Raw genomic sequence first — 21,668 nt, 5'->3', positions numbered from 1 at the left:
TTTATAACGAGTCGATATTCAATCGTGGGTGTGACCACCACAACTTACGGTCTCTTGGCATTGGCACCGCCGCTTCTGGCGATCGTACTGGCGATGACGACACGGCAGGTGTTGGTGTCCCTGTTCGCCGGCGTCTGGATCGGCGCGATGATTGTGGCGGGCTGGAATCCCGTCGCCGCGACATCGCTCACCATGGACTGGCTTGTTGAGGTGTTTCGAACACCGTTCAACACGAAGTTTATCATCCTCATCATGTTCATGGGAGCGGGAGCGGCGTTCATTCACCGGTCCGGCGGCATCCTTGCGCTAGAGCAGTGGATCGGCGACCGGGTCGACAGCGCTCGCGAGTCACAGATCCTCACCTGGCTTATCGGGGTATTCATCTTCTTCAGCTCATACACCAGCACGATTGTCACGGGCAACGCCACACGGGACCTCGCTCAGGAGAACCGCTCCTCCCGAGAGATGCACGCCTACACACTCGACTCGACGACTTCGCCCGTGGCGACGTTCGGGCCGGTGTCATCCTGGATCGGCTACCAGGTATCGATGATTATCGTCGGCTTCGAAGCCGCCACGGTCACCGCCTCGGAACTCGGGATGACCCCCTTCGGACTGTTCCTTCAGAGCATTCCTTGGAACATTTACTGTTTCATGGCGTTTTTCATGGTCGGGTTCATCGCGATTACCCAGCGGTTCTTCGGCCCGATGCTCGACGCCGAGTGGCGGGCGCGTTCCACCGGTCGGACTATTCGGGAGGACGCGACGCCGCTGTCTGACGTCTCGCAGGACGTCGGCGAGCCCAGCGATAAGAATCCGACGCTCGTGAATTTCTTCGGCCCGATCTTGGTGTTGCTCGTTGTTAGCCTGATCTCGATGTGGTGGCTCGGTGGTGGCCACGACCCCGGGGTCAGCATCTCGAAAGCGTTCCAGGAGACCGACGTGGCTCTCGGTCTTCTGTACGGTTCCTTCGCGTTCATGGTGTCGGGCTTTATCGGTGCGCTCGGCTACCGGACGATGGATCTCGAAACGGCCAGCGACACCATCATCCAGGGATTCAAAACGATGAACATCGCCATCGCGATTATCGTGTTGGCGTGGTCGATCGGTTTGGCCGCCGAGAAGGTCGGCACCGCCCAGGTTATCGTCGACGCGATGGTCGGCAGCGGCGTCCCGGGGAGCTTCCTCCCAGTGATCATCTTCCTCGCGGCGATGTTTGTCGCCTTCACGACCGGCACGTCTTGGGGAACCATGGCCATCCTGACTCCACTGGCAATCCCGCTGGGGTATGAACTGGTCGGTCCCTCAATTCTCCCCGTACTCGTTGGAGTGCTGTTCGGCGGTGCCATCTACGGAGATCACAGCTCGCCAATCAGCGACACGACGGTCATGTCGTCGATCTTCTCGGGCTCCGATCACATCGACCACGTCAATACCCAGATACCGTTCGCGGGAACTGCCGCGGCGGTCACGGTGTTCGTCCTCATACTATACGGTCTGGGTCTCCAGACCGCATACATCGCGTTGCCACTAGCGCTCGTTCTGACGGCGGTCGCAGTATTCGCGCTGAATAAGTTCGACGCCAGACGCAAGGGGCTCCCCGAAGTGATGCCTTCTGCCGACGCCATCGAATCCGGCGAGGTCGACGTTGACGCCGTCGAACGCGGTGAGGTCGACGGCAACAACGGGAGTCACGATCACTTCACGCTGGTCCCGGTGCTGGCGGTTATCATCGTCGCTGCGTACCTCGCGCTCGTGTTCGCATTCGCGGCGGTAGGTACCTGAACCGACATCGCCCGTTTCCCTTTTCCGCCTTCTGGCCGCTTTCCAACAACCGGTTTATATCCAAGTCTTCGATCAGTAGTGTCCGTGATGCCCTGTCAGGAGTGTCCTCGCAGCGGTCACGTGCGAGACGAACCAACCTCTCGTTTCCCGTTCGCTGAGAGCGGTCCGCTCTGTGGAGTTCGATGACTCTCTCGGGATCACTACCTGTGTGCCTGTTCGAGGGTGTCGACTGCCGTGATCGGCACGAAATCGCGGAACTCGGGTGACGGGACGCGAGGCGGGACGACGGGAGCGAACCGACGCCTGATAGCAGAAAGTGGTCTCGACCGCCCTCCTCGGCCGTATAACTCCCCGTCCGGGCGTGCGTCCCGTGCGTGATCGCAACGCGCGAACGACCGGATGACGAAGCAAGGGTCAGACGCCCGCTGAAGGGGTATCACGGAGCAAATTGGTCGTCAGAGCTCCATCGCCGGCGACAGTGTGGCGCAGCGCGCCTCTCACAGCCGACGGTGGAGCCACCGGCGACGCCACCGCGTCGGCATGTAGACGCAATCGCTGCCCCCTTCCGTCCGCCGATCCACCGTACGGCCGTCTCCGGTGTGTTTTCCGCTCGAAGTGGCTTCGGCGGCGGACGCCGCGGCCGCGTCAAACGATCTTCATCATCCGCGTCTCGAACTTCCCGACGCGGACCCGGACCCACCCCGCGAGGTCGGCGTCGAGGTCGGGGTCGTCGGTGTCGACGCGGAGCGCGCGCACGTCGTCGAGCTTCGCCCGCGAGGCGACGATGCGGAGGTCACAGCGCCGGATCACGGCCGGCGAGATCTGCGGGTTGCCGCGGCCGAAGACGAACCCCTGCCCGCCGATCGGCGAGACGACGATGGCGTTCTCCTCGCCGAGCGCGTCGAGGATCTCCGCCTCCGTCGCGTCGCGGGCGATCACCTCGCCGTCGCGCCAGAGGTCGACGCCGATCGGCGACGGCTCGAAGCCGAGTTCGTCCTTGATCGCCCCGACGGTCGACCCCGGACCGAGGACGAATGTGACCCCTTCGCCGTCGCGCTCGCGGATGTCGGCGGCGACCCCCTCCGCCAGCGACTCGACGGTCCCGCTCGCGGTCTGTTTCGACGACTGGAGGTCGTCGGCGACGGGGACGTGCGCGACCCCCCGAAGCTCCGGGTGGACCTCCCCCTCGCGGTAGGCGTCCTCGTCGATGTCCATCACCTCGCGGCGCTCGGTCCGCGAGAACGACGCCGCGACCTCGGCGGCGTCCTCCGGCGACACCGCGAACACCGACGAGTACACCTTCACGCCGGCGGGGACGCCGAGCATCGGCACGTCGGTCCCCGCCAGCGCGCCGGCCACGTCCGCGGCGGTCCCGTCGCCGCCGACGAACAGGACGAGGTCGACGGGGTCGGCGTCGCCGAGACCGTTCTCGCTCCCGTCCAGCCCGGCGAACGCGCCCACGACCGCCGCCGTGTGGGCCGCGGTCGTGTCGGTCGGGTCCGGCGTCGCGCCGTCGAACGGATCGACCACGCGGACCGGGTCGAAGCCGGCCTCGCGGGCGATCGACTCGCCCATCGGGTCCGCGGCGACGGAGACGCGCGTCTCGGGGGCGACGGCAGCCAGCCGGTCGAGCGTCCGCTTCGCCCGGTCCGGGGCCCGCGGCTCCGCGCCGCGCTCGACCGCTTCGGCCACCTTCCCGTCGGTTCCCTTCAGTCCGACGCGACCCCCCATCCCGGCGACCGGGTTCACCGCGATCCCCACGTGCATGCCCGACGTTCACCGCGCCGGCCTCTTAAGCGAGACGCGTCGGACCGAGGCGGAGCGGCGTCGCGCGTCGACGGCTCACCGGATCGACTCATAAAGTCCCCCAACAACCGGACACGGGAACCAACCGATTCCCGCTCCTCCGTCGAAATGCCGATGGAGTGAGCCCGCCATCGGCGCGCGAACAGCTCGTCTCACCGGGACCGGATCCCTTCAGTGGAAGCTGCCACACGCCCACGCCGCCCGGTTCCGTTTTCTCGCGACGCGACGCCGTGAACCCCGCCCCGACGGCCGACCCGCTCGGACGTCCGTCTCGCCCGAGAATCAATACTTAAGACACCGCCAGAACAACGGCGAACCATGATCCTCGAAGCCGCCGTGACGGAGCCGTTGCCGATAAGCGAGACCGCGACCGCGGTCCTGCTCGCGAGCCTCGCGCTCGCCGTCGTGTGGGTCGCGTACCTCTACCGCTGAACGGCGTCCGCCGCCGCCGACCTACTCCGCCGGCTTGTTCCGCTCTGCCGGCTTACTCCGCTCCGCCGGCTTACTCCGCTCCGCCGACCGACTCCCGCTCCACCGCGTCCGCGTGGTCGCGGACCCACGCGGCCGCGCGCTCCACCTCCGCCTCGCTCTCGCCCGTGAGCTTCACCGTCACGACCTCGCCCGGGTACGAGCCGACGCGCACGTCGAACCGCTCGCGGAGCGACGCGAACCGGTCGAGCAGTTCGCTCTCCGGCTCGTCGACGTCGACGGTCGCCACGTGGGTCCGCGTCCCGGCGAACTCCCCCTCGACCGACTCGAACATCGCCTTCATCTCGCCCGGGACTCCCGGGAGGACGTAGACGGACTCGACGACGGCCCCGGGAGCCACGCCCGCCTCGTTCCGGAGCGGCCGGCAGTCGACGGGGAGATGCGTCGTCTCCGCCGCGAGGTCGCCGCCGCTGTACCCCCGCTCGGCGAGCCACGCGGTCGCCTCCTCGTTCTCCTCGACGCCGCGCCCGAACGCGGCCGCGACCGCCTCCATCGTCACGTCGTCGTGCGTCGGTCCGAGTCCACCGGTGACGATCACCGCGTCGTACTCGGCGTGATACTCGTTGACTACCCGCGCGATTTCGGCCACCTCGTCCGGCACGACGGTCACCCGTCGGACCCCGACGCCTCGGGCGTCGAGGCGGTCGCAGAGCCAGGTCGCGTTCGTGTTCTCGGTGTCGCCGACGAGGAGTTCGTCCCCGACGGTGACGACGGCGGCGTTCATACCGACTCAAGCGGCGCGCGGTAGAAAAGGACCGCGGCGCGGGCGCGCTCCGGTGCGGCCGCGCTCGTCAGAGCCAGCCGTCGTCATCGTCGTCCTCGTTGACCCGCAGTCCGAGGTCGCGGCGGCGGTCACGGAGCGCCTCCAGCTGCCGCCGGAAGTAGAGCGTCCCCGCGACCGCGGCGACGACCGCGACGACGAGGATGACGCCGAACACCAGCAGGTCGCCCTCGCGGTACGACTGGACGACGACCGACCCGCTCGTCACCTCGTCCCAGACGATCCGGTCGCGGTCGCCGACCGTCTCGACCGCGTGGTCGCGCGGCGACACGTGGCCGACGACCGGCGCGTCCGTGCTGAAGCCCGGCGGCAGCGTCACCGCGTACGACCCCTCGACGTACGCGCGCATAGTGAAGCGGCGCGGCGAGCCGTCGCCGGCGAACGCGAGCCTGCCGCCCGCCATGTCGTCGGCGAAGCGGATCCACGTCTCGTCGGTCGTCCGTTCGATTTCGCCGCCGCGGGCGCGGAACTCGCTCCCGTTCACCACCTCGCCGTCGGGGTACTGATACCGGAGCGCCTCGAACGCCATCGGCTCGTCGCCCGAGTACGGCGTCGGCTCGTAGAGGCGCAGTTCCTCGCGGTCGCCGATCGCGTACACGACGGTGTACGTCGCGTCGGTCGAGAGGTCGAACGCGGCGTCCCGGTCCGTGTCGAAGTCGTACTCGCGCGGCGGCTCGGCGTCGAGGGTCTCGTTCGTCACCTCGCCGCCGCCCGTCGCGTAGCCGAGACAGCCGGCGCTGACCGCGAGGAGCGCGATCGCCGCCAGCGCGAGCGCGAAGCGTCGGTTCACGTGTTCAGATCACCTCAGACGACACAGCGCATCTCGGCCGGGAGGTACGAGCCGATCGCCGCGAGCAGCCCCGGCGGGTCGGTCCCCTCCGCGCAGACGATGCTCTGTTCTAACAGGCCGAGCCGCTCGACGGTGACGATGTCCTGCGCGTGCCCCGCGCGGTTCACCGTCGCCCGCGTCTCGCCGCGGGTCGCGGAGTTGACGTTCACCCGCCCGTCGCCGCGCTGCCAGTCGTACAGGCGGTCGCGCTCGGCGTCCGCGAGCCGGGAGGGTTCCGCGTCCGGGTCGCCGGCGTCGCCGCCGTAGACGAACCGCATCGGGAGGTGCTGGACGAGCCCGAACCGCTCGACGACCTGCTCCGGCGAGCCGACACCGAGGCCGAGTTCGTCGGCGGGGACGAACACGTCGACGCCCGCGTCGAGGGTGAATCCCACGTCGTCCCACGACTCGAGCGTGCCGACGTACTCTTCGCCCGCTTCGAGGCCGCCGTCGTGGGCGACGACCTCGCCCCACGTCTCCGCGAGGACGTTGCGCGCGACCGTGGCGTCCTCGCCCGTCACGTCCACCTGGACGAAGTCGTCGTCGCGGACGCCCACCTGCCAGTCGACGTCGAGGTCGCCGACGTCGTTGGCGACGAGCGAGTTCATGCCGTCGAGCGCGCGGTCTCGGGCGTCGCCCTCGACGTAGCACTTGGTTGCGAGGACGACCATCAGCCGGTCACGTCCACGTTGAGTTCGTCGCGGAGCTTCCCGATCCGCTCGTCCATCGCGTCGCGGAGCCGGTCGTTGTCCATCGCGTCAAGGGGCGAGCCGCACTCGGGGCACTCGAAGCCGAAGTCCATCGCCTCGCCGAACTCGAAGCGGATGGAACACACCTCACAGAGGTAGAACTCGTGGGTGCGCTCGTACTCCTCGCGCTCCTCTAAGGCGTCGAGCAGCCGGTACATCTCCTCTTGGAGGTTCTCCGGGATGTTGTCGTAGTGGAACGTCCACAGGTACGTGAGCCACCCGGAGTCCTCGTCGCGGACGCGGCGGTACGTCGCCAGGTCGTTCTCGTACAGGATGAACAGCGCGCGTCGCACGTCGTTGAGCTCCAGGCCCAACTCCTCGGCCAACTCCTCGTCGGTGACCTCGCCGTCCGGCGGCGCGGCCGCGACCGGCATCCCCGTCGGCCCCACCAGCTCGTGGAGGTACTTCTGGATGACGGGGTCGTTCAGTAGATCCTCAAAAGCCATTACGGGAATCTGGTGGCGGAACCCGGTTAAAAGCTCCGAAAGGCGCGGTCGCAACCCCCCGACGCGCCGGACGGCTCGCCGCGCGAAACCGGATTCTCGGACCGCACCGAGCGCTCCTGGTCCCCGGGTCGTACCGGTCGCTCCGCGCTCCCGAATCGGCGGCGACCGACCCGCGGGTTCGGCAGAGCTTTACCGTCCGTGGCTCACACACGGTGATATGACCCAGTCGGTCGACGGCGGCGGGCGTCGCGCGCTCGGTGCCGTCGCGCTCCTCGCGGTCCCCGTCGTCTTGGCGGCGGTGCCGCTCGTCCCGCTCGCCGCGCTGCTCGGTCCGGGCGGGATCGGGATCCTCCCGGTCGGCGCGCTCGGCGGACTGCTCGCGGCCGCCGTCGTCGGGCCCGCCGGCTCCGCGCTCCTCGGACCGGTCCTCGTCGACCGCCGGATCGCACGGCTCCCCGACGCCGACCTCGACGACCGCCGCGCCGGCTTCGTCGCGGACCGCGTCGAGCGGCTCGCGGCCGACGTCGGCGTCGACGCCCCCGAGGTGACCGCGGTCCGCGCCGACGCCGCGAACGTCGCCGTCGCGGACGGCTACCGCGGCTCGCGGCTGGTGGTCTCGACGCGGCTGCTCGGGCTCCCCGAGGCCGACCGCGACGCCGCGCTGCGGCACGCCCTGGTCAGGCTCCGGACCCGGCAGGCGCTGCTCACGACCGCGACGCTCCCGGCGGTGGCGGCGGTCGAGACCGCGGCGCTGCTCGCGACGCTCCTCGTCGGCCGCCGCGGGGACCGCACCGCCGCCGACCGGCGCGTCAACCGGATCCACGGGTACGAGCCGGACCGCGAGCGCGTCCCGTCGCCGGCGTACGTGGCCGCCGGCGTCCTGCTCTGGCTGGCGCTGCTCCCGGCGTGGATCCCCGCGACGGTCGGCGACCGGCTCTCCGTCGCCGGCGGGCGCAGCGCCGCGGACGCGCTCGTCGCGCGGACCGGGACCGAGGAGCGCGAGGGACTCGGGAACGCGGTCGCGTTCGCCAGCGACGCCGCGGGCGCTGGCGACTGGCCGCCGCTCTTGGACCGCCTCTCGCTCGTCTCGATGGCCGACGCGGAGACGGGTCGCGTCCGCGGGACGAGTCGGCAGGAGGCGCGGAGGCGGCTCGCTCGGCTCCGGTCGAAGCGCGCGCTGTAGGCCGCCGTCGCCCTGCGCTCCGCTCGCCGGGTCAGGGCATCCCGGATCAGGGGTGCGCCGGGACCTCCAGCCGAACGGTCGTCCCGTCGTCGCCCGTGTCGACGTCGAACTCGCCGCCCGCCCGTCCGACGACCCAGTACATGAGCCAGATGCCGAGCCGGTCGGCGTGGGTCAGCGACGTCTCGCCCACCTCCAGCACCCGCATCTCGTGGTCCGGGATCCCCGGGCCGTCGTCCGCAACCTCGACGGCGATCCAGCCGTCGGAGCGCCGTTCGACGCGCACGTGAACTGAGGGGTTCGCCGCGTCGTTGTGTTTCACCGCGTTCTCGACCGCCTCTTCGACCGCGACCATCAACCCGACGACCGTCACGTGGATCGGGTCGCCGTCCGGCAGCGACAGCGTCACCGTCGCGTCCGGGTAACGGCGTTGGGTCCGGTCCCGCAGGTCGACCAGCCGCTCGGCGAGGTCGATCGGGGCGTCCGATTCGGTCCCGTCGAGCGTCTCGTTGATCTTGCGGACCGCGGCCGCGATGCCGATCAGGTCATCGGCGGTCTCCGAGATCACTTCCAGCGACTCCCGCTGTGACTCGTCGTCGATCTCGCCGCGCAGGAGGTCGGCGTACCCCTCGATCAGGTTCATCTTGTTCCGCAGGTTGTGTTTGAGCACCCGCGTCATCACCTCCAGGCGGCGCTCCCGGATCTTCCGGTCGGTGATGTCGGTCTGGAAGCCGACGTAGTGGGCGACCTCTTCCCCGTCGTCGCGGATCGGCGATATCGTCACCTGGTTCCAGAACTTCTGGCCGTTCGCCCGGTAGTTGAGGATGTCGACGGACACCGGGCGCTCCTCGGCTATCGCCTCGCGGATCGCCGCCCGCGGCTCCGCACTCGTGTCTTCCCCTTGAAGGAACCGGCAGTCCTCGCCGAGCTTCTCCTCGCCGTGGCCGGTTGTCTCCTCGAACCCGCCGTTGAGGTAGACGAGCGGGTTGTCGTCGCCGTCGGTCGCCTCCGCGAGGGAGATACCGACCGGCGACTCGTCCATCGCCCGCTCCTTGAGCCGGAGTTCGTCGACGGTCTCGGAGAGCCGGACCGATGTCGACCGGCGTTCGACTAAGTTCTCGACCCGCGAGACGAGCCCCCGGCGGCTCGTCGGCAGTTCGATCACGTCGTCGACGCGGTCCCACGCGCGCTCCTTCGCCGCCGATCGCGTGTCCCCGCTCGCCAGCAGCGCGAACGGGAGGAAGGCCGGGTCCGCGCGCTCCCGCCGCGGCTCGATGCGCTCGCGGACGCGCTCGAACCCCGCCTCGTCGAGGACGCAGCAGTCGAACGCCTCGTCGATCGCCGCCGCCTCGGTGGCCGTGTCGACCGCGTACCGGTCGCTCAGGGCGTCGACGAGCAGCTCGCGGTCGCGCCGTCGGTGTACCAACAGCAGCACGCGAACGCCGTCGTTGGGCTCGGGCGGCGCTGTGGACTGCGCCCCTCCGAAGATGTCATCCGAATTCGAGCCCATCTCTGTTAGAATTACGACCCACATCCACTAAGAGGTACGGAAAATTCGAGTCGACGGCCGCGACCATCGACGGCGAGGCTCGCCGCCGACGATCCTCCCCCGGCCGCCACACACGCTTATGCCCGGTCGCCGAGTACGCAGCGAACATGACTCAGTCGTCACCCACTCGGCTCTCGACCGGTATCTCCGGCCTCGACGAGGTCCTGTCCGGGGGACTCATCCGAGAGCGAAGTTACATGATCCGCGGACAGGCGGGGAGCGGGAAGACGATCCTCAGTCTCCACTTCCTCGCCGCCGGGGCCGAGCGCGGCGAGACCGCCCTGTTCATCAACCTCGAAGAGGACGTGGGCGACCTGAAGGCGAACGCCGAGGCGCTCGGGTTCGACACCGACGCGATCGAGTTCCTCGATTTGAGTCCCGGCGCGGACGTGTTCACCGAAGATCAGTCGTACGAGGTCTTTGCGCCCGAGGAGGTCGAACAGGAGCCGATCACGGAGCGGATCGTCGAGGGCGTGACCGCGGTCGACCCCGACCGCGTCGTCGTCGACCCGCTGACGCAGCTCCGGTTTCTCATGTCCGACGACTACCAGTTCCGCAAGCAGGTCGTCGGCTTCATGCGCTTCCTGAAAGACCGGGACGCGACGGTGCTGTTCACGGTTCAGGACACCGAGGCGCTGCCGACGGACGACCTCGAGTTCGTCACCGACGGCACGATCCGGCTGGACAAGGCGGGGTACGGCAAGACGATCGCCGTTCCGAAGTTCCGCGGGTCGTCGACCCGGAGCGGGGAACACGCCTATCGGGTCACCGACGCGGGCGTCGAGGTCTACCCCGCCTTACAGCCCGGCGAACACGAGGCCGAGTTCGACTTCGAGCAGATCTCCTCGGGCGTCCCCGAGGTCGACGCGCTGCTCAACGGCGGGATCGAACGGGGCACCGTCAGCATCGTGAGCGGGCCGACGGGCGTCGGCAAGACCACTCTCGCCACGCAGTTCATGCGGGAGGCCGCCGAACACGGCGAGCGCTCCGTCATCTACCTGTTCGAAGAGAGCGAGGAGACGTTCCTCAGCCGGTCGCGGGCGATCGGCGTCCCGGTCGACGAGATGATCGAACAGGGGACCCTACAGGTGACCGAGGTGGAGGCGTTGGAGCGGTCGCCACAGGAGTTCGCGCGGATGGTCCGCGAGGAGGTCGAAGCGCGGGACGCGAAGATCGTGATGGTCGACGGCATCGCCGGGTACCGGCTGACGCTCCGCGGCACCGACGGAACGATGCTCCAGCAGATGCACGCGCTGGGCCGGTACCTCAAGAACATGGGGGTGACGACGATCCTCGTCGACGAGACGCGCAACATCACGGGGGAGTTCCGGGCGACGATGGAGAACATCAGCTACCTCGCGGACAACATCATCTTCCTGCGCCACCTCGAACTGGACGGCGAACTCCGGAAGGCGATCGGCGTGTTGAAAAAGCGGACGACCGACTTCGAGCGGACGATCCGCGAGTTTCGGATCACCGACCGGGGGATCGAGGTCGGCGAGCCGATGTCCGAACTGCGCGGAATCCTGAGCGGGACGCCGGAGGCGATCGACGACGGCGACGGTCGCCCGCGGCGCGGCGCGGGCGACGAGCGCTGAGCGACCGGACGGTTGCCCCGGATCAGTTCTCCGAGTCTGTCGCCTCCCCGTCCGCGCCCTCGCCGCCCTCTCCGTTCGCTTCCCCGTCCGCGTCGATGACCGTCTTTCCGGTCGCCTCCGGGACGACTCGGCGGTCGGCGTCCGCCCACTCGCGGTCCAGTTCGGTCCCGTCGAACAGCCGGTCGAGGAACACCGCGAGTCCGGCGACCTCGGAGTGCGGCTGGTTCGTCACGCCCACGTTGAAGTCGGCGCGCTCGTACAGCGCCCACGGCACCTTCTCGCCGCCGACGACGACGAGGACGTCGCGGGGCACGGGCGGTGACCCGCCCGCGGTCGCGTCGTCGATACCGGCCGCCTCGCGTATCTCGCCTTCCACGTCCTGGATGCGCTCGCCGTACATCGTGAGGTGGACGACGACCCCGTCGAACTCGCGGACGATCGCCTTCTGGTCGTCGCGCAGTTCGACGGCGAAGGGGCCGCCGAACCGGTCGGTGATGTCGCGGACGGTCTCCGCAGACTGGCCGGCGTTGTCGGGGAAGATCACCCGGTCCGCGCCGAGCGCCCGCGCCGTGAGTCCCACGTGCGTCGTCATGCGGTCGTCGCGTCCCGGCCGGTGGCCGTAGCGGAGGACGACGACCTCGCGCGCGTCGTTCATGCCACGCGGTGGGAGACCGATCCGGGTGTCGCTTTCGATGCGACCGCGCGGCCCGCCAGCGTCGCCGCCGTCGCGGCCTGCCGCCGCGCCCGTTCTGATCCGCATATGTGGATCGAATGAGGGCGAGACGCATTGAGGTGACCACGTAACTGGAAGTTTCATGTGGGAGGCGGCCGCGGTGTGACCCATGACGAGCGTCAAGGAGTTCCGCGTCGACGAGCCGGCGACCGCCGACGGACTCGGCCGGGGGCGGTTCGTCTTCACCGACGCCTACTCCGTGTTCGACTGGGGACAGATGCCCGACGCGGTCCCGAACAAGGGGGCGAGCCTCTGCGCGATGGGCGCGTTCAACTTCGAACTGCTGGAACGCGAGGGGATCCCGACCCACTACCGGGGCGTCACCGACCCGGGTGCGGGAGAGAGTGCCGGCGGCGACGACGGGAGCGACGCGCCGGTGGCCGTCCCGCTCGACGAGGCGAGCGCCCCGCCGACCGAGATGGCCATCGACCTGACGCAGGTGCCGGACCTGCCGTACGAGGGGCCCCACGCGGGCTACGACTACGACGCCTTCCACGCCGCGGGCGGCGACAACTACCTCGTCCCGCTTGAGGTCGTCTTCCGCAACCGGGTCCCGGTCGGCTCCAGTCTGCGGCGACGCGCGACCCCGGCGGAGTTCGGTCTCGACGGCCGCGCCGGCCTCGACCCCGACGAGTGGCCGGACGGGCCGGTCGACCTCCCCGAGCCGGTCGTGGAGTTCTCGACGAAGTACGAACAGCAGGACCGCTACCTCACCCGGGCGGAGGCGGACGAGATCGCGGGCGCGGCCGACGTCGACGCGCTGGAGTCGCTCGCGCGCGACGTGAACCGCGTCGTCACCGAGCGCGCCGACGCGGCGGGGTTCGTCCACGAGGACGGGAAGATCGAGTGCCTCTACGCCGACGGCGAGCTCCGCGTCGCCGACGTGGTCGGCACCTTCGACGAGAACCGGTTCTCCTACGGCGGCCGCGGCGTCTCGAAAGAGGTCGTCCGCCAGTGGTACAAGGCGAACGACCCCGACTGGGTCGCGGCCGTGAAGGAGGCGAAGGAGTCGGTCGCGGGCCGCGACATCGACGACTGGCGCGAGCTCTGCGAGCCTGACCCCGTTCCCCTCCCCGCCGAGGTCGTCGACGCGGTCTCGGACCTGTACGCGGCCGGGACGAACGCCTACACCGACCGCGACTGGTTCGACGTCCCCGACGTCGAGGCGGCGCTCGACGCGGTCGACGACCTGTAACGCCGTCGGGGATCGCGGGTGCCGGCGGGGTCGCCGGCGGTCACCGGACCGCCCGGACCCTCACCATCGATCGGACGCGAGGGAACCTCTTTACCGGCGACGCGCGTGGATGAAGGCATGACCACCGAGGCCGATTTCGGGGAGCGGCTGGAGACGCAGACCGCGGCGTACCTCGACCGGATCGACGACTGCGTCGCCCTCCTGCCGCGGGTCCTCGACGAGTACGCGGCGGACGGGCCGTACCGCGACACGGTCGACGAGATAGGGGCCGTCGAGAGCGAGTGCGACGACCTCGTCCGCGACCTCAGGGCGCTCATCACGGACGCGGGCCCGGACGACATCGGACTGTTGAACACCCGGATCAACTTCAACGAGTCCGCCCTGCTCGACTTCTACAACGAACTGGACGTGGTCGCGAATCACACCGAGCGGATCGCACAGGAAGTGGCGATGATGCGACCCGACGCAGGCGTCGACGCCTTCGACGACATGCGCGAGATGGCCGCCCGGATCGCCGAGATGGTCGCGGTCCTCGACGGCGTCGTCGGGGGGTTCGTCAGGGGGCTGGCGCGCGCCGACGCCACGGAGACGCTGACCGAGGGGATCGAGGCGATCCGCGAACTGGAGAGCGAGTGCGACGACCTCCGCAACGACGCGATAGCGACCGTGTTCGCCGACGATGCGGTCGACCAGCCCCTCGTCTACCGGGAGCTCGCGATCCTGCTGGACGAGCTCGCCAACGCAGTCGAGGACCTCACCGACCGGATCGTCGTGATCGCGAGCAAGGAACCGGGGATCGTGACCGAGTCGCCGTCCGACGCGGACGAGAACTGACCGTCTCGGTCCCGCGTCACCGTCGCGTCACCGCCCCGTCACCGTCGCGCCCACTCCAGCAGCCGCGCGTAGAAGGGGTCGAAGCCGAGGGCGTCGGCGTCGCCGACGATCGTCAGCTGCTTTTTCGCCCGCGTGAGCGCCACGTTCACGCGGCGGTGGTCCTCGAAGATGGGCCCGTCGAGGTCGCCGGTCGCCACCAGCGAGACGACGATCACCTCCTTCGAGGAGCCCTGGAAGCGGTCGACGGTGTCGACGGTCACGTCGGTCCGGCGGCCGATCTCCGCGACCTGCGCCCGGAAGGGCGCGATCACGCCGATGTCGTCCGGGTCGACGCCGGCCGCGACGTAGGCGTCGACGACCGCGGCGACGCGCTCCGCCTCGCGGACGTTGCGGTTCCCGTCGCGCTCGCCGGCGGGGTCGACGAACCCGACCCCGCCGGTCAGTTCGGGAGCGAGCGCGTCCGGGTCGACGCCGAGGTCGGCGAGCGTCTGCCCGGCCACCTCGGGCGTCGCGGGCCGGAGCGCGCCGTCGTAGAACTCCGCGGAGGCGAACGCCTGAATGCGCTGGCTCATGCGGTACTGGCGGTCGAGCATGACGCTCGCCTCCGGGTACGCGTCGATGAGCCGCTCGAACAGCGAGGTGCTCAGGTCGTTCTCGGCGCGGACGACTGGCGGGAGCTGCTCGTGGTCGCCGACGAGGACGAACCGGTCGGCGCGGTTGATCGCGGCGTGGGTGCCCGGCTCCGTGAGCTGCGAGGCCTCGTCGACGAGGGCCACGTCGAACTCGCACTCGCGCAGCACCCGGGAGCCGCAGGCCGCGGTGGTGGCGGCCACGACCGGCGCGTCGCGCAGCTCTGCGGCCTTCGCGTTCGGGTCGCCGCGCTGGACGAGCCGCACGTCGCGCATGTCGTCGCGGACGCCGGTCTCGGTCCCGACTCGTAACACGTCGTCGAAGCCCTGGTCGCGCAGCGCTTCGAGGGCGTTGTCGACCGCGCGGTTCGTGAACGCCGACAGCAGCACCCGGTTCCCCTCCGCGACCAGGGCGCGGATCGTCCGCGCGATGGTGTACGTCTTCCCGGTCCCCGGCGGCCCGTGGATCAGCGCGCAGTCCTCGGCGTCGACCGCGAGTTCGACCGCCTCGTTCTGGGCGTCGTTGTTGTCGATGTACGCCTCGGGGGCGTCCGGGTCGGCGGGTCCGGGACTCCCGGTCGACCGGTCCGCGGGATCCCTGAACGCCGGCTCTCGACGCCCGAACAGCACGTCCTTGCGCGCCTCGTTCCCCTTCAGGACCGCGTCGTGGAGCGCGGTGAGCGAGCGGTCGACGGAGATCTCGGAGGGGTACACGTCGAGGCGGCGCAGTTCGACCGGCTCGTCCGCCTCGACGACGACCTCGTCGCCCCCGAGTTCGACGATCCGGCCGAGCTCGGCGTGGCCCGAGACGGGGTCGCCGTCGCTCGCGAGCGCCACGTCGCCCTCGCGGAGCTTCGAGACGGCGTCGCCGGGCTTGCGGGCGCGGAGCTCCCAGCGGGCGTCGTCGATCTCCGTCTGTCCGGCCGGCTCCAGCCCGATTAGCGCGCGGTCGTCCGCGGCGCGCTCCTCGGGCGTCTGCTCCCACAGCTTCCGGTACTCGGCGTGGGTCTCGCGGCGCTCCTCCTCGATCGCGGTGTAGAAGCGGTCGAAGTAGTCGCGCTCCTCGTCGGGGACCGGCGTCCCGATCTGCCCCGCCTTCGACTCCTGGTCGAGCCGCCCGGAAACGACCATACAGGCGTCCTGCTCGAAGCAGTAGCTACACGTCGCGTCCGCCTCGTACCCCGTCGGCACGGTCGGGCGCTCGCCGGGGTCGTTGAGCGCGCGCCACTCCATCGCGGCGAGGGCGTTGCGCTCGCGCACGACGAACTCTAAGAACCCGCGGCCGACGGTGAACTCCTTGGCGGGCGCGAGGTCGCCCGACTCCTCGTTGCGGTCCAAGGCGGTGTTTTTCGTGTACAGCAGCGTGCCGATGTCCGGGTCGACGCCGCGCTCGTCGAGCATTAGGGCGTAGCAGGCGGCCTGTACCTTGTCGTGGAAGCGCGGCTCCCGCTTGGTGTTCTTCCCGGTCTTCAGCTCGACCGGGGTGCCGCGCCGCAAGGCGTCCGCCCGGCCCTTCAGGCCGAAGGTGGGCGAGATGAGGGTGAACTCCGAGCGCCACGTGTCCTCGTCGGAGAGCGTCCCCTGGGCGAGCCACCCCTCGACGGCCGCGGCGTTGCGGCGCACCTCGTCTTCGACCTCCTCGCGCTCGTACCCGAGCAGGCCGAGCTCCAGCCCGGCCTCGTCCACGCGGTCGGCGATGGACGCTTCGAGGTCCACCCCGCGCAGCAGGTCGCCGAACACCTCGTGGACGATGGTCCCCTTGACCACCGGGTAGTTGAGCGGGATCCCGGAGAGCTTGTTCAGGTAGTACATCCGCGGGCACTGCACCCACGACCGGATCCCGGTCACGTCGACGAGGAAGTCGGGTTCGAGGACGACCCACGACTCGTCGGTCGTCGCGTACCCGACCTCGCCGCGGTACTCGTCCTCCTCGGTCTCCGTGACGAGCAGTTCCATCCCGGTCTCGGCGTGTTCCGCCGTCTCCGTCCACTTCCCCCACAGCGTCACGTCGACCGGCTCGCCCGCGCCGCGGTCGGGCCGAACGCGCACCTCGCGGCAGTCGCGCTCGCCGTACGACGTCGACACCGTCCGCGCCTCCCCGACGGAGACGATCGGCCCCCGAAGGTTCACGCTCCCGCTCGGCGGCCGCGGCGAAAAACGCTGTCGGTGGGTGCGTCGACGGCCTACCGCGTCACCGGCGCGCCGACGGACCCGACCGACTCGACGACCGCCCGCACCTCGTCGCCGGGGTCGATCGGGGCCGCGCCGGGCGTCCCCGTGCTGAACAGGTCGCCCGGCTCCAGCGTCATCACGTCGGAGTGGAACGAGACGATCTCAGCCGGCGGGAACAGCATGTTCCGGATCTCGTTTTCGGCCCGCACCTCCCCGTTGACCTCGGTCCGCACCGAGAGCCCCGCCAAGTCGAGCGGCCCCTCCGGCACCGCGATCGCGGGACCGGGCACGAGGAACGTGTCGTAGCTCTTCGCCCGCGTGAGGAACCGCGGGTTCCGCTGGAGCACGTCCTCCGCGGTCATGTCGATCACGGGGAGGAAGCCCGCGATCACGTCCTCGACCCCGTCCTCGGCGACGTTCCGACACGTCCGCCCCATCACGACCGCGAGCTCCGCCTCGGCGGTCACCCGCTCGCTCTGCGACTCCGGCGGCAGCCGGATCGGCCCGCCCGGTCCCGTCAGGACCGAGGACGGCTTCATGAAACTCGCCGGCTCCGCGGGGCGCTGCTCGTCGAGGTCGCCGGCGTGCTCCTCGTAGTTCAGGCCGATCCCCCACAGCTTCCCGAACGACGCGAGCGGCGCGCCGAACGACAGGTCTTCTGCGGGGACCGGGTCGGCGGTCGCGTCGGCGGCGTCGCCGAGCGTCCCCGCGGCCGCTCGGGGAAGCGCGTCGCGGACGCGCTCCGCGTCCGGTTCGACCGCGCCGAGGGGGACGTACCCCTCCTCGTCGCCGAGCAGCGGGTCGCCGGTCGCCGTGCGTGCGAGGTACTTCATCGCTGGCTCCCTCCGTTCATCTCACTCCTCGCGGTCCGTCCAGAAGTCGAACGAGCGGCCGGGCGCGAACACGTCGAGGCCGACCGCGCGCTCGTCGCCGGTGTTCTCGACGCGGTGGGGCTCGTTCGACTCCAGGAGGACCGAGTCGTTCTTTTCGAGCGTGACCGAGTCGCCCTCGGTCGCGACCGTGAGTTCGCCCTCCAGACAGAGGCACACCTGCTCGTTCTCGTGGTCGTGCGTCGGCGAGCTGTGTCCCGGCGGCTTCTCGAACCACTCGAAGGAGAACCGGTCGCTGCCGGCCATCGAGACGCGCCGCCACCCCTCGTCGGGCTCGTAGCTCTCCGCCTCGTCGAACGCGACCGGCCTCATAGGTTCGCTCCGGTCGCCCCCCCGTCGATCGGTAGCGCGGTGCCGTTGACGAAGCCCGACTTCGGCGACGAGAGGAACGCGACGGTGTCGCCGAGCTCCATCGGGTCGCCGATCCGGTCGAGCGGGTTGCCCGCCCAGTCGCCGAGCCCCTCCTCGTAGGAGTCGTACTCGCCGCGCTCGACGGCGGCCTCGACGAGGTCGCGGATCCGGCTCGTCTCGTGGGGGCCCGGCAGGACGGCGTTGGCGCGGACCTCCGGGGCGAACTCCTTCGAGAGCGTCTTCTCCAGTCCGATGACGCCCATCCGGACCGCGTTCGAGAGGACGAGGCTGTCGAGGGCCTCCTTCACGCTGCGAGACGTGATGTTGACGATGGTCCCGCCGTCGCCCTCCTTGAGGTGGGGATACGACGCCCGCGCCAGCCGGACGACGCTCATCACGAGCAGGTCGTAGGCGTGCTGCCAGTCCTCGTCGTCGGTGTCGAGGAACGCGCCCGACGGCGGGCCGCCGGCGCTCGTCACGAGGTGGTCGATCGTGCCGAACTCGTCGACGGTCGCCTCGACGAGCGCCGCGATCTCGTCCGCGTCCGTCAGGTCGGCGGAGTGGGCGACGACCTCGCCCGTCGCGACCGCCTCGACCTCCGCTTTCGCGTCCGCCAGCCGCTCCTCGTCGCGGCCGTTGATGACGACGTTCACGCCCTCCCGCGCGAGCGCCTTCGCCGATGCCTTGCCGAGTCCGCTGGACGACGCCGTGACGAGGGCCGCGTTCCCGTCGATCCCTAGGTCCATGTTTCTCCCGTCCCGAGGCCGGCGTGAAAACGTTTTCCTGCAGGCAACCGGCGGGAGCCGGTGGAGCCCGGTTCGGGGTCCGAAACCGGTCCCCCGAGCGTCTCAGGGCTCCGGTCCGCCGCCGATCGGCTCGTCGAGCGCCGCGGTCCCGCCCTCGAACGTCACCGCCTCGCGGCCGACCACCCTCGCCGCCGCCGGGAGGTCCTCGACCACGGCGTCCGAGACCAGGAACTCCCCGAGGTCCTGCGTGTTGCAGATCCAGACGACCCGCACCGTCTCGGGGTCGTACCCCCCGAGCGCGGCCAGCGCCGTCCGGAGCGCGAACTCGTCGTCGGGTGCCACGACGGGGAGCTTCGACTTCGCGAGCGACCCGCTGGTGAGCGCGTTCGCGTATGTCTTCGTCAGGTCGAGGTCGCCGACGGCCGCCCGCCGGGTGAGGTCTGCGAGCCCGATCCCGTTCCCGTTCCCCTTCGTGGCGTCCGTGAGCCCCCGCACGTAGATGATGTCGACGTCGGGTGTCTCCGGGTCGGGCGCGTTGAGCACGCGGTAGCGGCCGATGACGTTCGTGTCCATGCCCGCGCCCGAGATCTCCTTGCCGATCTCGTCGACGACGAGCAGGTCGACGTCGTCGACGGGCAGCGTCGGCATCTCGTCGTACGCCCGCTCCAGCAGCTCCGGCTCGCGGTCGAGGAACGAGCCGGCGGGGACCGCCTCAAGGTGTCCGATCTCCTCCTCGAAGTTCTCGACGAGCGCGATCCCGCCGACGATCGGGGTCTCGCGCTCGATGACGTCGAGCGCGGCCGTCAGCGCCTCGACGTACCCCTCGGCGATCGCCGTCGAGTGGAACGACTTCGCGCCGCGCTGCTTGCCGAGCCCGACGACGGTCATCTTCGCGAGCCCGCTCTCTATCGCCCCGGTGAAGTTTGTGTGGGCCTTCACGCGGTTCACGACGAGGACCGCGTCGGCCGCGAGCGCCGCCTCCGAGAAGTACACCGGGAGGTCGGCGTCGCCGACCGAGACAGCCGCCAGCTCCGCGGCCGCCATGCGCGCGTCGATCGGCGCGCCGACGGACGCCTCGGTGATCCCGAGCGACGCCAGCACCTCCCGCTGTCCCTCGGCGGTCGCGCCGCCGTGACTGCCCATCGCGGGCACCACCACCGGGTCGAGGCCGCGCTCGGCGACCCGCTCGACGACCGCCGCCGCGACCTCGTCGACGCGGTCGATCCCGCGGCTGCCGACGCCGACGGCGACGGTCGCGCCCGAGTCGAGCCCGTCCAGATCCAGCGCGTCCACCGCCTCGCGCGCCGCTCCGACGGGGTCGTCGAGCCGCTGCGTCTCCGGCTCGTACCGGACCCGTGCGAACTCGGGGAGCGGCTGCGGATCGATGAGGTCGTCGACCGCGGAGCGATCGGGGAACTCCATGCGGGCCCCTCGCGGCGACGATACAAAAACTGCGGGTCGCTCCACCCGGCCCGACGGAACCCCCGGGAGCATTGCCGATACAGCGGTTTACTTGTATCCGTGTGACACCGCACCACGCATGCGGATCACCGAAACCGAGTCGGCCTCGACCGAGCCGCCGCCGGGGTCGCTCGCCCGCCTCTCCGACCGGACGCTCACCGACCAGAGACGCGCCGCCGACGTTCGCGGCCGACCGACCGCCGACACGGGATCGAGGCACCCATGAGAGACTACTCGGGCCAGATCGACACTCGCGACCCGGACCGAGACGTGCGGATCACCGGCCTCGACGCCTGCGTCGTCGAGGGGAACTTCGAGTGGAACCTGATCAGGGTGGAGACGGACGCGGGCGTCACCGGGATCGGCGAGGCGTACCGCGGCGGCGGCGTCCCGGAGCTCGTCGAGTACACGAACCGGTTCCTCGTCGGCGAGAACCCGCTCGACGTCGAGCGGCTGGTCCGCTACGTCCTCCAAGAGATGTCGGGCCACGGCGGCACGACCGGGAAGGTCGTCACCGCGGCCTCCGGCATCGAGATCGCGCTGCTGGACGCGGCCGGGAAGATCCTCGGACTCCCCGTCTACCAGCTGCTCGGCTCGAAGTACCGCGACGAGGTCCGGCTCTACTGCGACTGCCACGCCGGCGAGGCGTACGCGGTCGAGGACGGCGCGACCGCCTACGCCGACGCCGAGGCGTACTCCCCGGAGGCGTACGCCGCGGAGGCGGCTCGGGTCACCGACATGGGCTTTTCGGCGCTGAAGTTCGACCTCGACCTCCCGGCCGACAACGAGAACGACCCGTACAACGGGCGGCTGACGAACGCCGCGATCCGAGAGAAACGCGAGATCGTCGCGGCCGTGCGCGACGAGATCGGCTCCGACGTCGACCTCGCCTTCGACTGCCACTGGGACTACTCCGTCGAGAGCGCGAAGCGGCTCGCACACCAACTTGAGGAGTTCGACCTGATGTGGCTGGAGGACCTGATCCCGCCGGAGAACATGGCGGCGCAAAAGGAGGTGACGAGCGCGACGCGGACCCCGGTCGCCACCGGAGAGAACCGCTTCCGCGTGTTCGAGCTGTCGGACCTGATCTACGACCACGGCGTCGACGTGGTCACCCCCGACCCGGCGACCGTCGGCGGGCTCACGGAGACGATGCGGATCGCCGACCGCGCCGAGGAGAACTACATCCCGATGTCCCCGCACAACGTCTGTAGCCCCGTCGGGACGATGGCCTGCGTCCACCTCGGTGCCGCCACGCCGAACTTCGACCTGCTGGAGTACCACGCGCTGGAGGTCGACTGGTGGGATGACCTGCTGGCGCGCGACGAGCCCCTGATCGAGGACGGTCGCATCGCCGTGCCGGAGACGCCCGGCCTCGGCATCGAACTTGACATGGATGTCGTCGAAGAGCACCGCCTCGGCGGGACCGACGGGTTCTGAGCGCT

Annotated in this window: 19 protein-coding genes; 7 read left to right on the top strand and 12 right to left on the bottom strand. The window is 70.0% G+C overall.

Features of this window, described 5'->3' with window-relative positions; all coding sequences use genetic code 11:
* Positions 1 to 93: 93 nt before the first annotated feature.
* Entirely contained in the window at positions 94 to 1,785 is a 1,692-nt protein-coding gene (locus C472_RS13725) for a Na+/H+ antiporter NhaC family protein (protein WP_049906670.1), read from the top strand.
* Positions 1,786 to 2,430: 645 nt separating this feature from the next.
* On the opposite strand, the gene C472_RS13720 is transcribed toward C472_RS13725, so the two are convergent.
* From C472_RS13720 to C472_RS13700, 5 genes are all read right to left on the bottom strand, one after another.
* Complete coding sequence (locus tag C472_RS13720; RefSeq protein ID WP_006630451.1) at positions 2,431 to 3,552, bottom strand: ATP-NAD kinase family protein; 1,122 nt, start codon at positions 3,550 to 3,552, stop codon at positions 2,431 to 2,433.
* A 541-nt stretch (positions 3,553 to 4,093) separates the two neighbouring features.
* Positions 4,094 to 4,804 (bottom strand): competence/damage-inducible protein A, encoded by a 711-nt coding sequence (locus C472_RS13715; protein WP_006630449.1) that lies wholly within the window; start codon positions 4,802 to 4,804, stop codon positions 4,094 to 4,096.
* A 67-nt stretch (positions 4,805 to 4,871) separates the two neighbouring features.
* Complete coding sequence (locus C472_RS13710; protein WP_006630448.1) at positions 4,872 to 5,651, bottom strand: DUF5803 family protein; 780 nt, start codon at positions 5,649 to 5,651, stop codon at positions 4,872 to 4,874.
* A 14-nt stretch (positions 5,652 to 5,665) separates the two neighbouring features.
* Positions 5,666 to 6,361, bottom strand: coding sequence for a DUF2110 family protein (locus tag C472_RS13705; RefSeq protein WP_006630447.1), 696 nt, complete (start codon positions 6,359 to 6,361; stop codon positions 5,666 to 5,668).
* On the bottom strand, positions 6,361 to 6,885 hold the full coding sequence (locus tag C472_RS13700; RefSeq protein ID WP_006630446.1) for a transcription factor TFIIE subunit alpha: 525 nt from the start codon (positions 6,883 to 6,885) through the stop codon (positions 6,361 to 6,363). Before C472_RS13700 ends, C472_RS13705 begins: the two co-directional genes overlap by 1 nt.
* A 217-nt stretch (positions 6,886 to 7,102) precedes the next feature.
* Between C472_RS13700 and C472_RS13695 the strand changes: the two genes are divergently transcribed.
* Entirely contained in the window at positions 7,103 to 8,068 is a 966-nt protein-coding gene (locus tag C472_RS13695) for a hypothetical protein (protein ID WP_006630445.1), read from the top strand.
* A gap of 46 nt (positions 8,069 to 8,114) precedes the next feature.
* On the opposite strand, the gene C472_RS13690 is transcribed toward C472_RS13695, so the two are convergent.
* Positions 8,115 to 9,575, bottom strand: a complete 1,461-nt coding sequence (locus C472_RS13690; RefSeq protein ID WP_049906663.1) for a PAS domain-containing protein — start codon at positions 9,573 to 9,575, stop codon at positions 8,115 to 8,117.
* A 146-nt stretch (positions 9,576 to 9,721) separates the two neighbouring features.
* Between C472_RS13690 and C472_RS13685 the strand changes: the two genes are divergently transcribed.
* Positions 9,722 to 11,212, top strand: coding sequence for an ATPase domain-containing protein (locus C472_RS13685; RefSeq protein ID WP_006630443.1), 1,491 nt, complete (start codon positions 9,722 to 9,724; stop codon positions 11,210 to 11,212).
* A gap of 22 nt (positions 11,213 to 11,234) precedes the next feature.
* Here the strand turns inward: C472_RS13685 and C472_RS13680 are convergent, their stop codons facing one another.
* Entirely contained in the window at positions 11,235 to 11,867 is a 633-nt protein-coding gene (locus C472_RS13680; RefSeq protein ID WP_049906669.1) for a tRNA (cytidine(56)-2'-O)-methyltransferase, read from the bottom strand.
* Between the two features lie 187 nt (positions 11,868 to 12,054).
* Here C472_RS13680 and C472_RS13675 point away from each other — a divergent pair, with 187 nt between their 5' ends.
* The gene (locus C472_RS13675; RefSeq protein WP_006630441.1) at positions 12,055 to 13,140 is read left to right on the top strand and encodes a phosphoribosylaminoimidazolesuccinocarboxamide synthase; all 1,086 of its coding nucleotides are present in this window, start codon (positions 12,055 to 12,057) and stop codon (positions 13,138 to 13,140) included.
* A gap of 117 nt (positions 13,141 to 13,257) precedes the next feature.
* On the top strand, positions 13,258 to 13,974 hold the full coding sequence (locus C472_RS13670; protein WP_006630440.1) for a DUF47 domain-containing protein: 717 nt from the start codon (positions 13,258 to 13,260) through the stop codon (positions 13,972 to 13,974).
* Between the two features lie 38 nt (positions 13,975 to 14,012).
* Here C472_RS13670 and C472_RS13665 read toward each other — a convergent pair whose 3' ends face one another.
* From C472_RS13665 to C472_RS13645, 5 genes are all read right to left on the bottom strand, one after another.
* Positions 14,013 to 16,733 (bottom strand): ATP-dependent helicase, encoded by a 2,721-nt coding sequence (locus tag C472_RS13665; RefSeq protein WP_006630439.1) that lies wholly within the window; start codon positions 16,731 to 16,733, stop codon positions 14,013 to 14,015.
* 53 nt (positions 16,734 to 16,786) lie between these two features.
* On the bottom strand, positions 16,787 to 17,608 hold the full coding sequence (locus tag C472_RS13660; protein WP_006630438.1) for a fumarylacetoacetate hydrolase family protein: 822 nt from the start codon (positions 17,606 to 17,608) through the stop codon (positions 16,787 to 16,789).
* Between the two features lie 21 nt (positions 17,609 to 17,629).
* Entirely contained in the window at positions 17,630 to 17,977 is a 348-nt protein-coding gene (locus C472_RS13655; protein WP_006630437.1) for a cupin domain-containing protein, read from the bottom strand.
* Positions 17,974 to 18,762 carry an SDR family oxidoreductase gene (locus C472_RS13650; protein ID WP_006630436.1) on the bottom strand — a complete coding sequence of 263 codons (789 nt, stop codon included), beginning with the start codon at positions 18,760 to 18,762 and terminating at the stop codon, positions 17,974 to 17,976. Before C472_RS13650 ends, C472_RS13655 begins: the two co-directional genes overlap by 4 nt.
* Before the next feature lie 102 nt (positions 18,763 to 18,864).
* Complete coding sequence (locus C472_RS13645; protein WP_006630435.1) at positions 18,865 to 20,184, bottom strand: DUF362 domain-containing protein; 1,320 nt, start codon at positions 20,182 to 20,184, stop codon at positions 18,865 to 18,867.
* A gap of 118 nt (positions 20,185 to 20,302) precedes the next feature.
* Between C472_RS13645 and C472_RS17325 the strand changes: the two genes are divergently transcribed.
* Together C472_RS17325 and C472_RS13640 are read left to right on the top strand one after the other, a co-directional pair.
* Entirely contained in the window at positions 20,303 to 20,449 is a 147-nt protein-coding gene (locus C472_RS17325; protein WP_161612651.1) for a hypothetical protein, read from the top strand.
* A complete protein-coding gene (locus tag C472_RS13640) occupies positions 20,446 to 21,663 on the top strand; it encodes a mandelate racemase/muconate lactonizing enzyme family protein (protein ID WP_006630434.1) in 1,218 nt (405 codons plus the stop codon). Before C472_RS17325 ends, C472_RS13640 begins: the two co-directional genes overlap by 4 nt.
* Positions 21,664 to 21,668: the final 5 nt, after the last annotated feature.

Origin of the sequence: Halorubrum tebenquichense DSM 14210 (assembly GCF_000337415.1) — an archaeon.
Lineage (GTDB): Archaea > Halobacteriota > Halobacteria > Halobacteriales > Haloferacaceae > Halorubrum > Halorubrum tebenquichense.
The sequence above is the reverse complement of the archived record's forward strand: the minus strand, read 5'-3'. Positions and strand labels throughout refer to the sequence as shown.

Coding starts and splice junctions, on each gene's coding strand:
- C472_RS13725 (WP_049906670.1), top strand. CDS start 94: ATGACGACACGGCAGGTGTTGGTGTCCCTGTTCGCCGGCGTCTGGATC.
- C472_RS13720 (WP_006630451.1), bottom strand. CDS start 3,552: ATGCACGTGGGGATCGCGGTGAACCCGGTCGCCGGGATGGGGGGTCGC.
- C472_RS13715 (WP_006630449.1), bottom strand. CDS start 4,804: ATGAACGCCGCCGTCGTCACCGTCGGGGACGAACTCCTCGTCGGCGAC.
- C472_RS13705 (WP_006630447.1), bottom strand. CDS start 6,361: ATGGTCGTCCTCGCAACCAAGTGCTACGTCGAGGGCGACGCCCGAGAC.
- C472_RS13700 (WP_006630446.1), bottom strand. CDS start 6,885: ATGGCTTTTGAGGATCTACTGAACGACCCCGTCATCCAGAAGTACCTC.
- C472_RS13695 (WP_006630445.1), top strand. CDS start 7,103: ATGACCCAGTCGGTCGACGGCGGCGGGCGTCGCGCGCTCGGTGCCGTC.
- C472_RS13690 (WP_049906663.1), bottom strand. CDS start 9,575: ATGGGCTCGAATTCGGATGACATCTTCGGAGGGGCGCAGTCCACAGCG.
- C472_RS13685 (WP_006630443.1), top strand. CDS start 9,722: ATGACTCAGTCGTCACCCACTCGGCTCTCGACCGGTATCTCCGGCCTC.
- C472_RS13680 (WP_049906669.1), bottom strand. CDS start 11,867: ATGAACGACGCGCGCGAGGTCGTCGTCCTCCGCTACGGCCACCGGCCG.
- C472_RS13675 (WP_006630441.1), top strand. CDS start 12,055: ATGACGAGCGTCAAGGAGTTCCGCGTCGACGAGCCGGCGACCGCCGAC.
- C472_RS13670 (WP_006630440.1), top strand. CDS start 13,258: ATGACCACCGAGGCCGATTTCGGGGAGCGGCTGGAGACGCAGACCGCG.
- C472_RS13660 (WP_006630438.1), bottom strand. CDS start 17,608: ATGAAGTACCTCGCACGCACGGCGACCGGCGACCCGCTGCTCGGCGAC.
- C472_RS13655 (WP_006630437.1), bottom strand. CDS start 17,977: ATGAGGCCGGTCGCGTTCGACGAGGCGGAGAGCTACGAGCCCGACGAG.
- C472_RS13650 (WP_006630436.1), bottom strand. CDS start 18,762: ATGGACCTAGGGATCGACGGGAACGCGGCCCTCGTCACGGCGTCGTCC.
- C472_RS13645 (WP_006630435.1), bottom strand. CDS start 20,184: ATGGAGTTCCCCGATCGCTCCGCGGTCGACGACCTCATCGATCCGCAG.
- C472_RS17325 (WP_161612651.1), top strand. CDS start 20,303: ATGCGGATCACCGAAACCGAGTCGGCCTCGACCGAGCCGCCGCCGGGG.
- C472_RS13640 (WP_006630434.1), top strand. CDS start 20,446: ATGAGAGACTACTCGGGCCAGATCGACACTCGCGACCCGGACCGAGAC.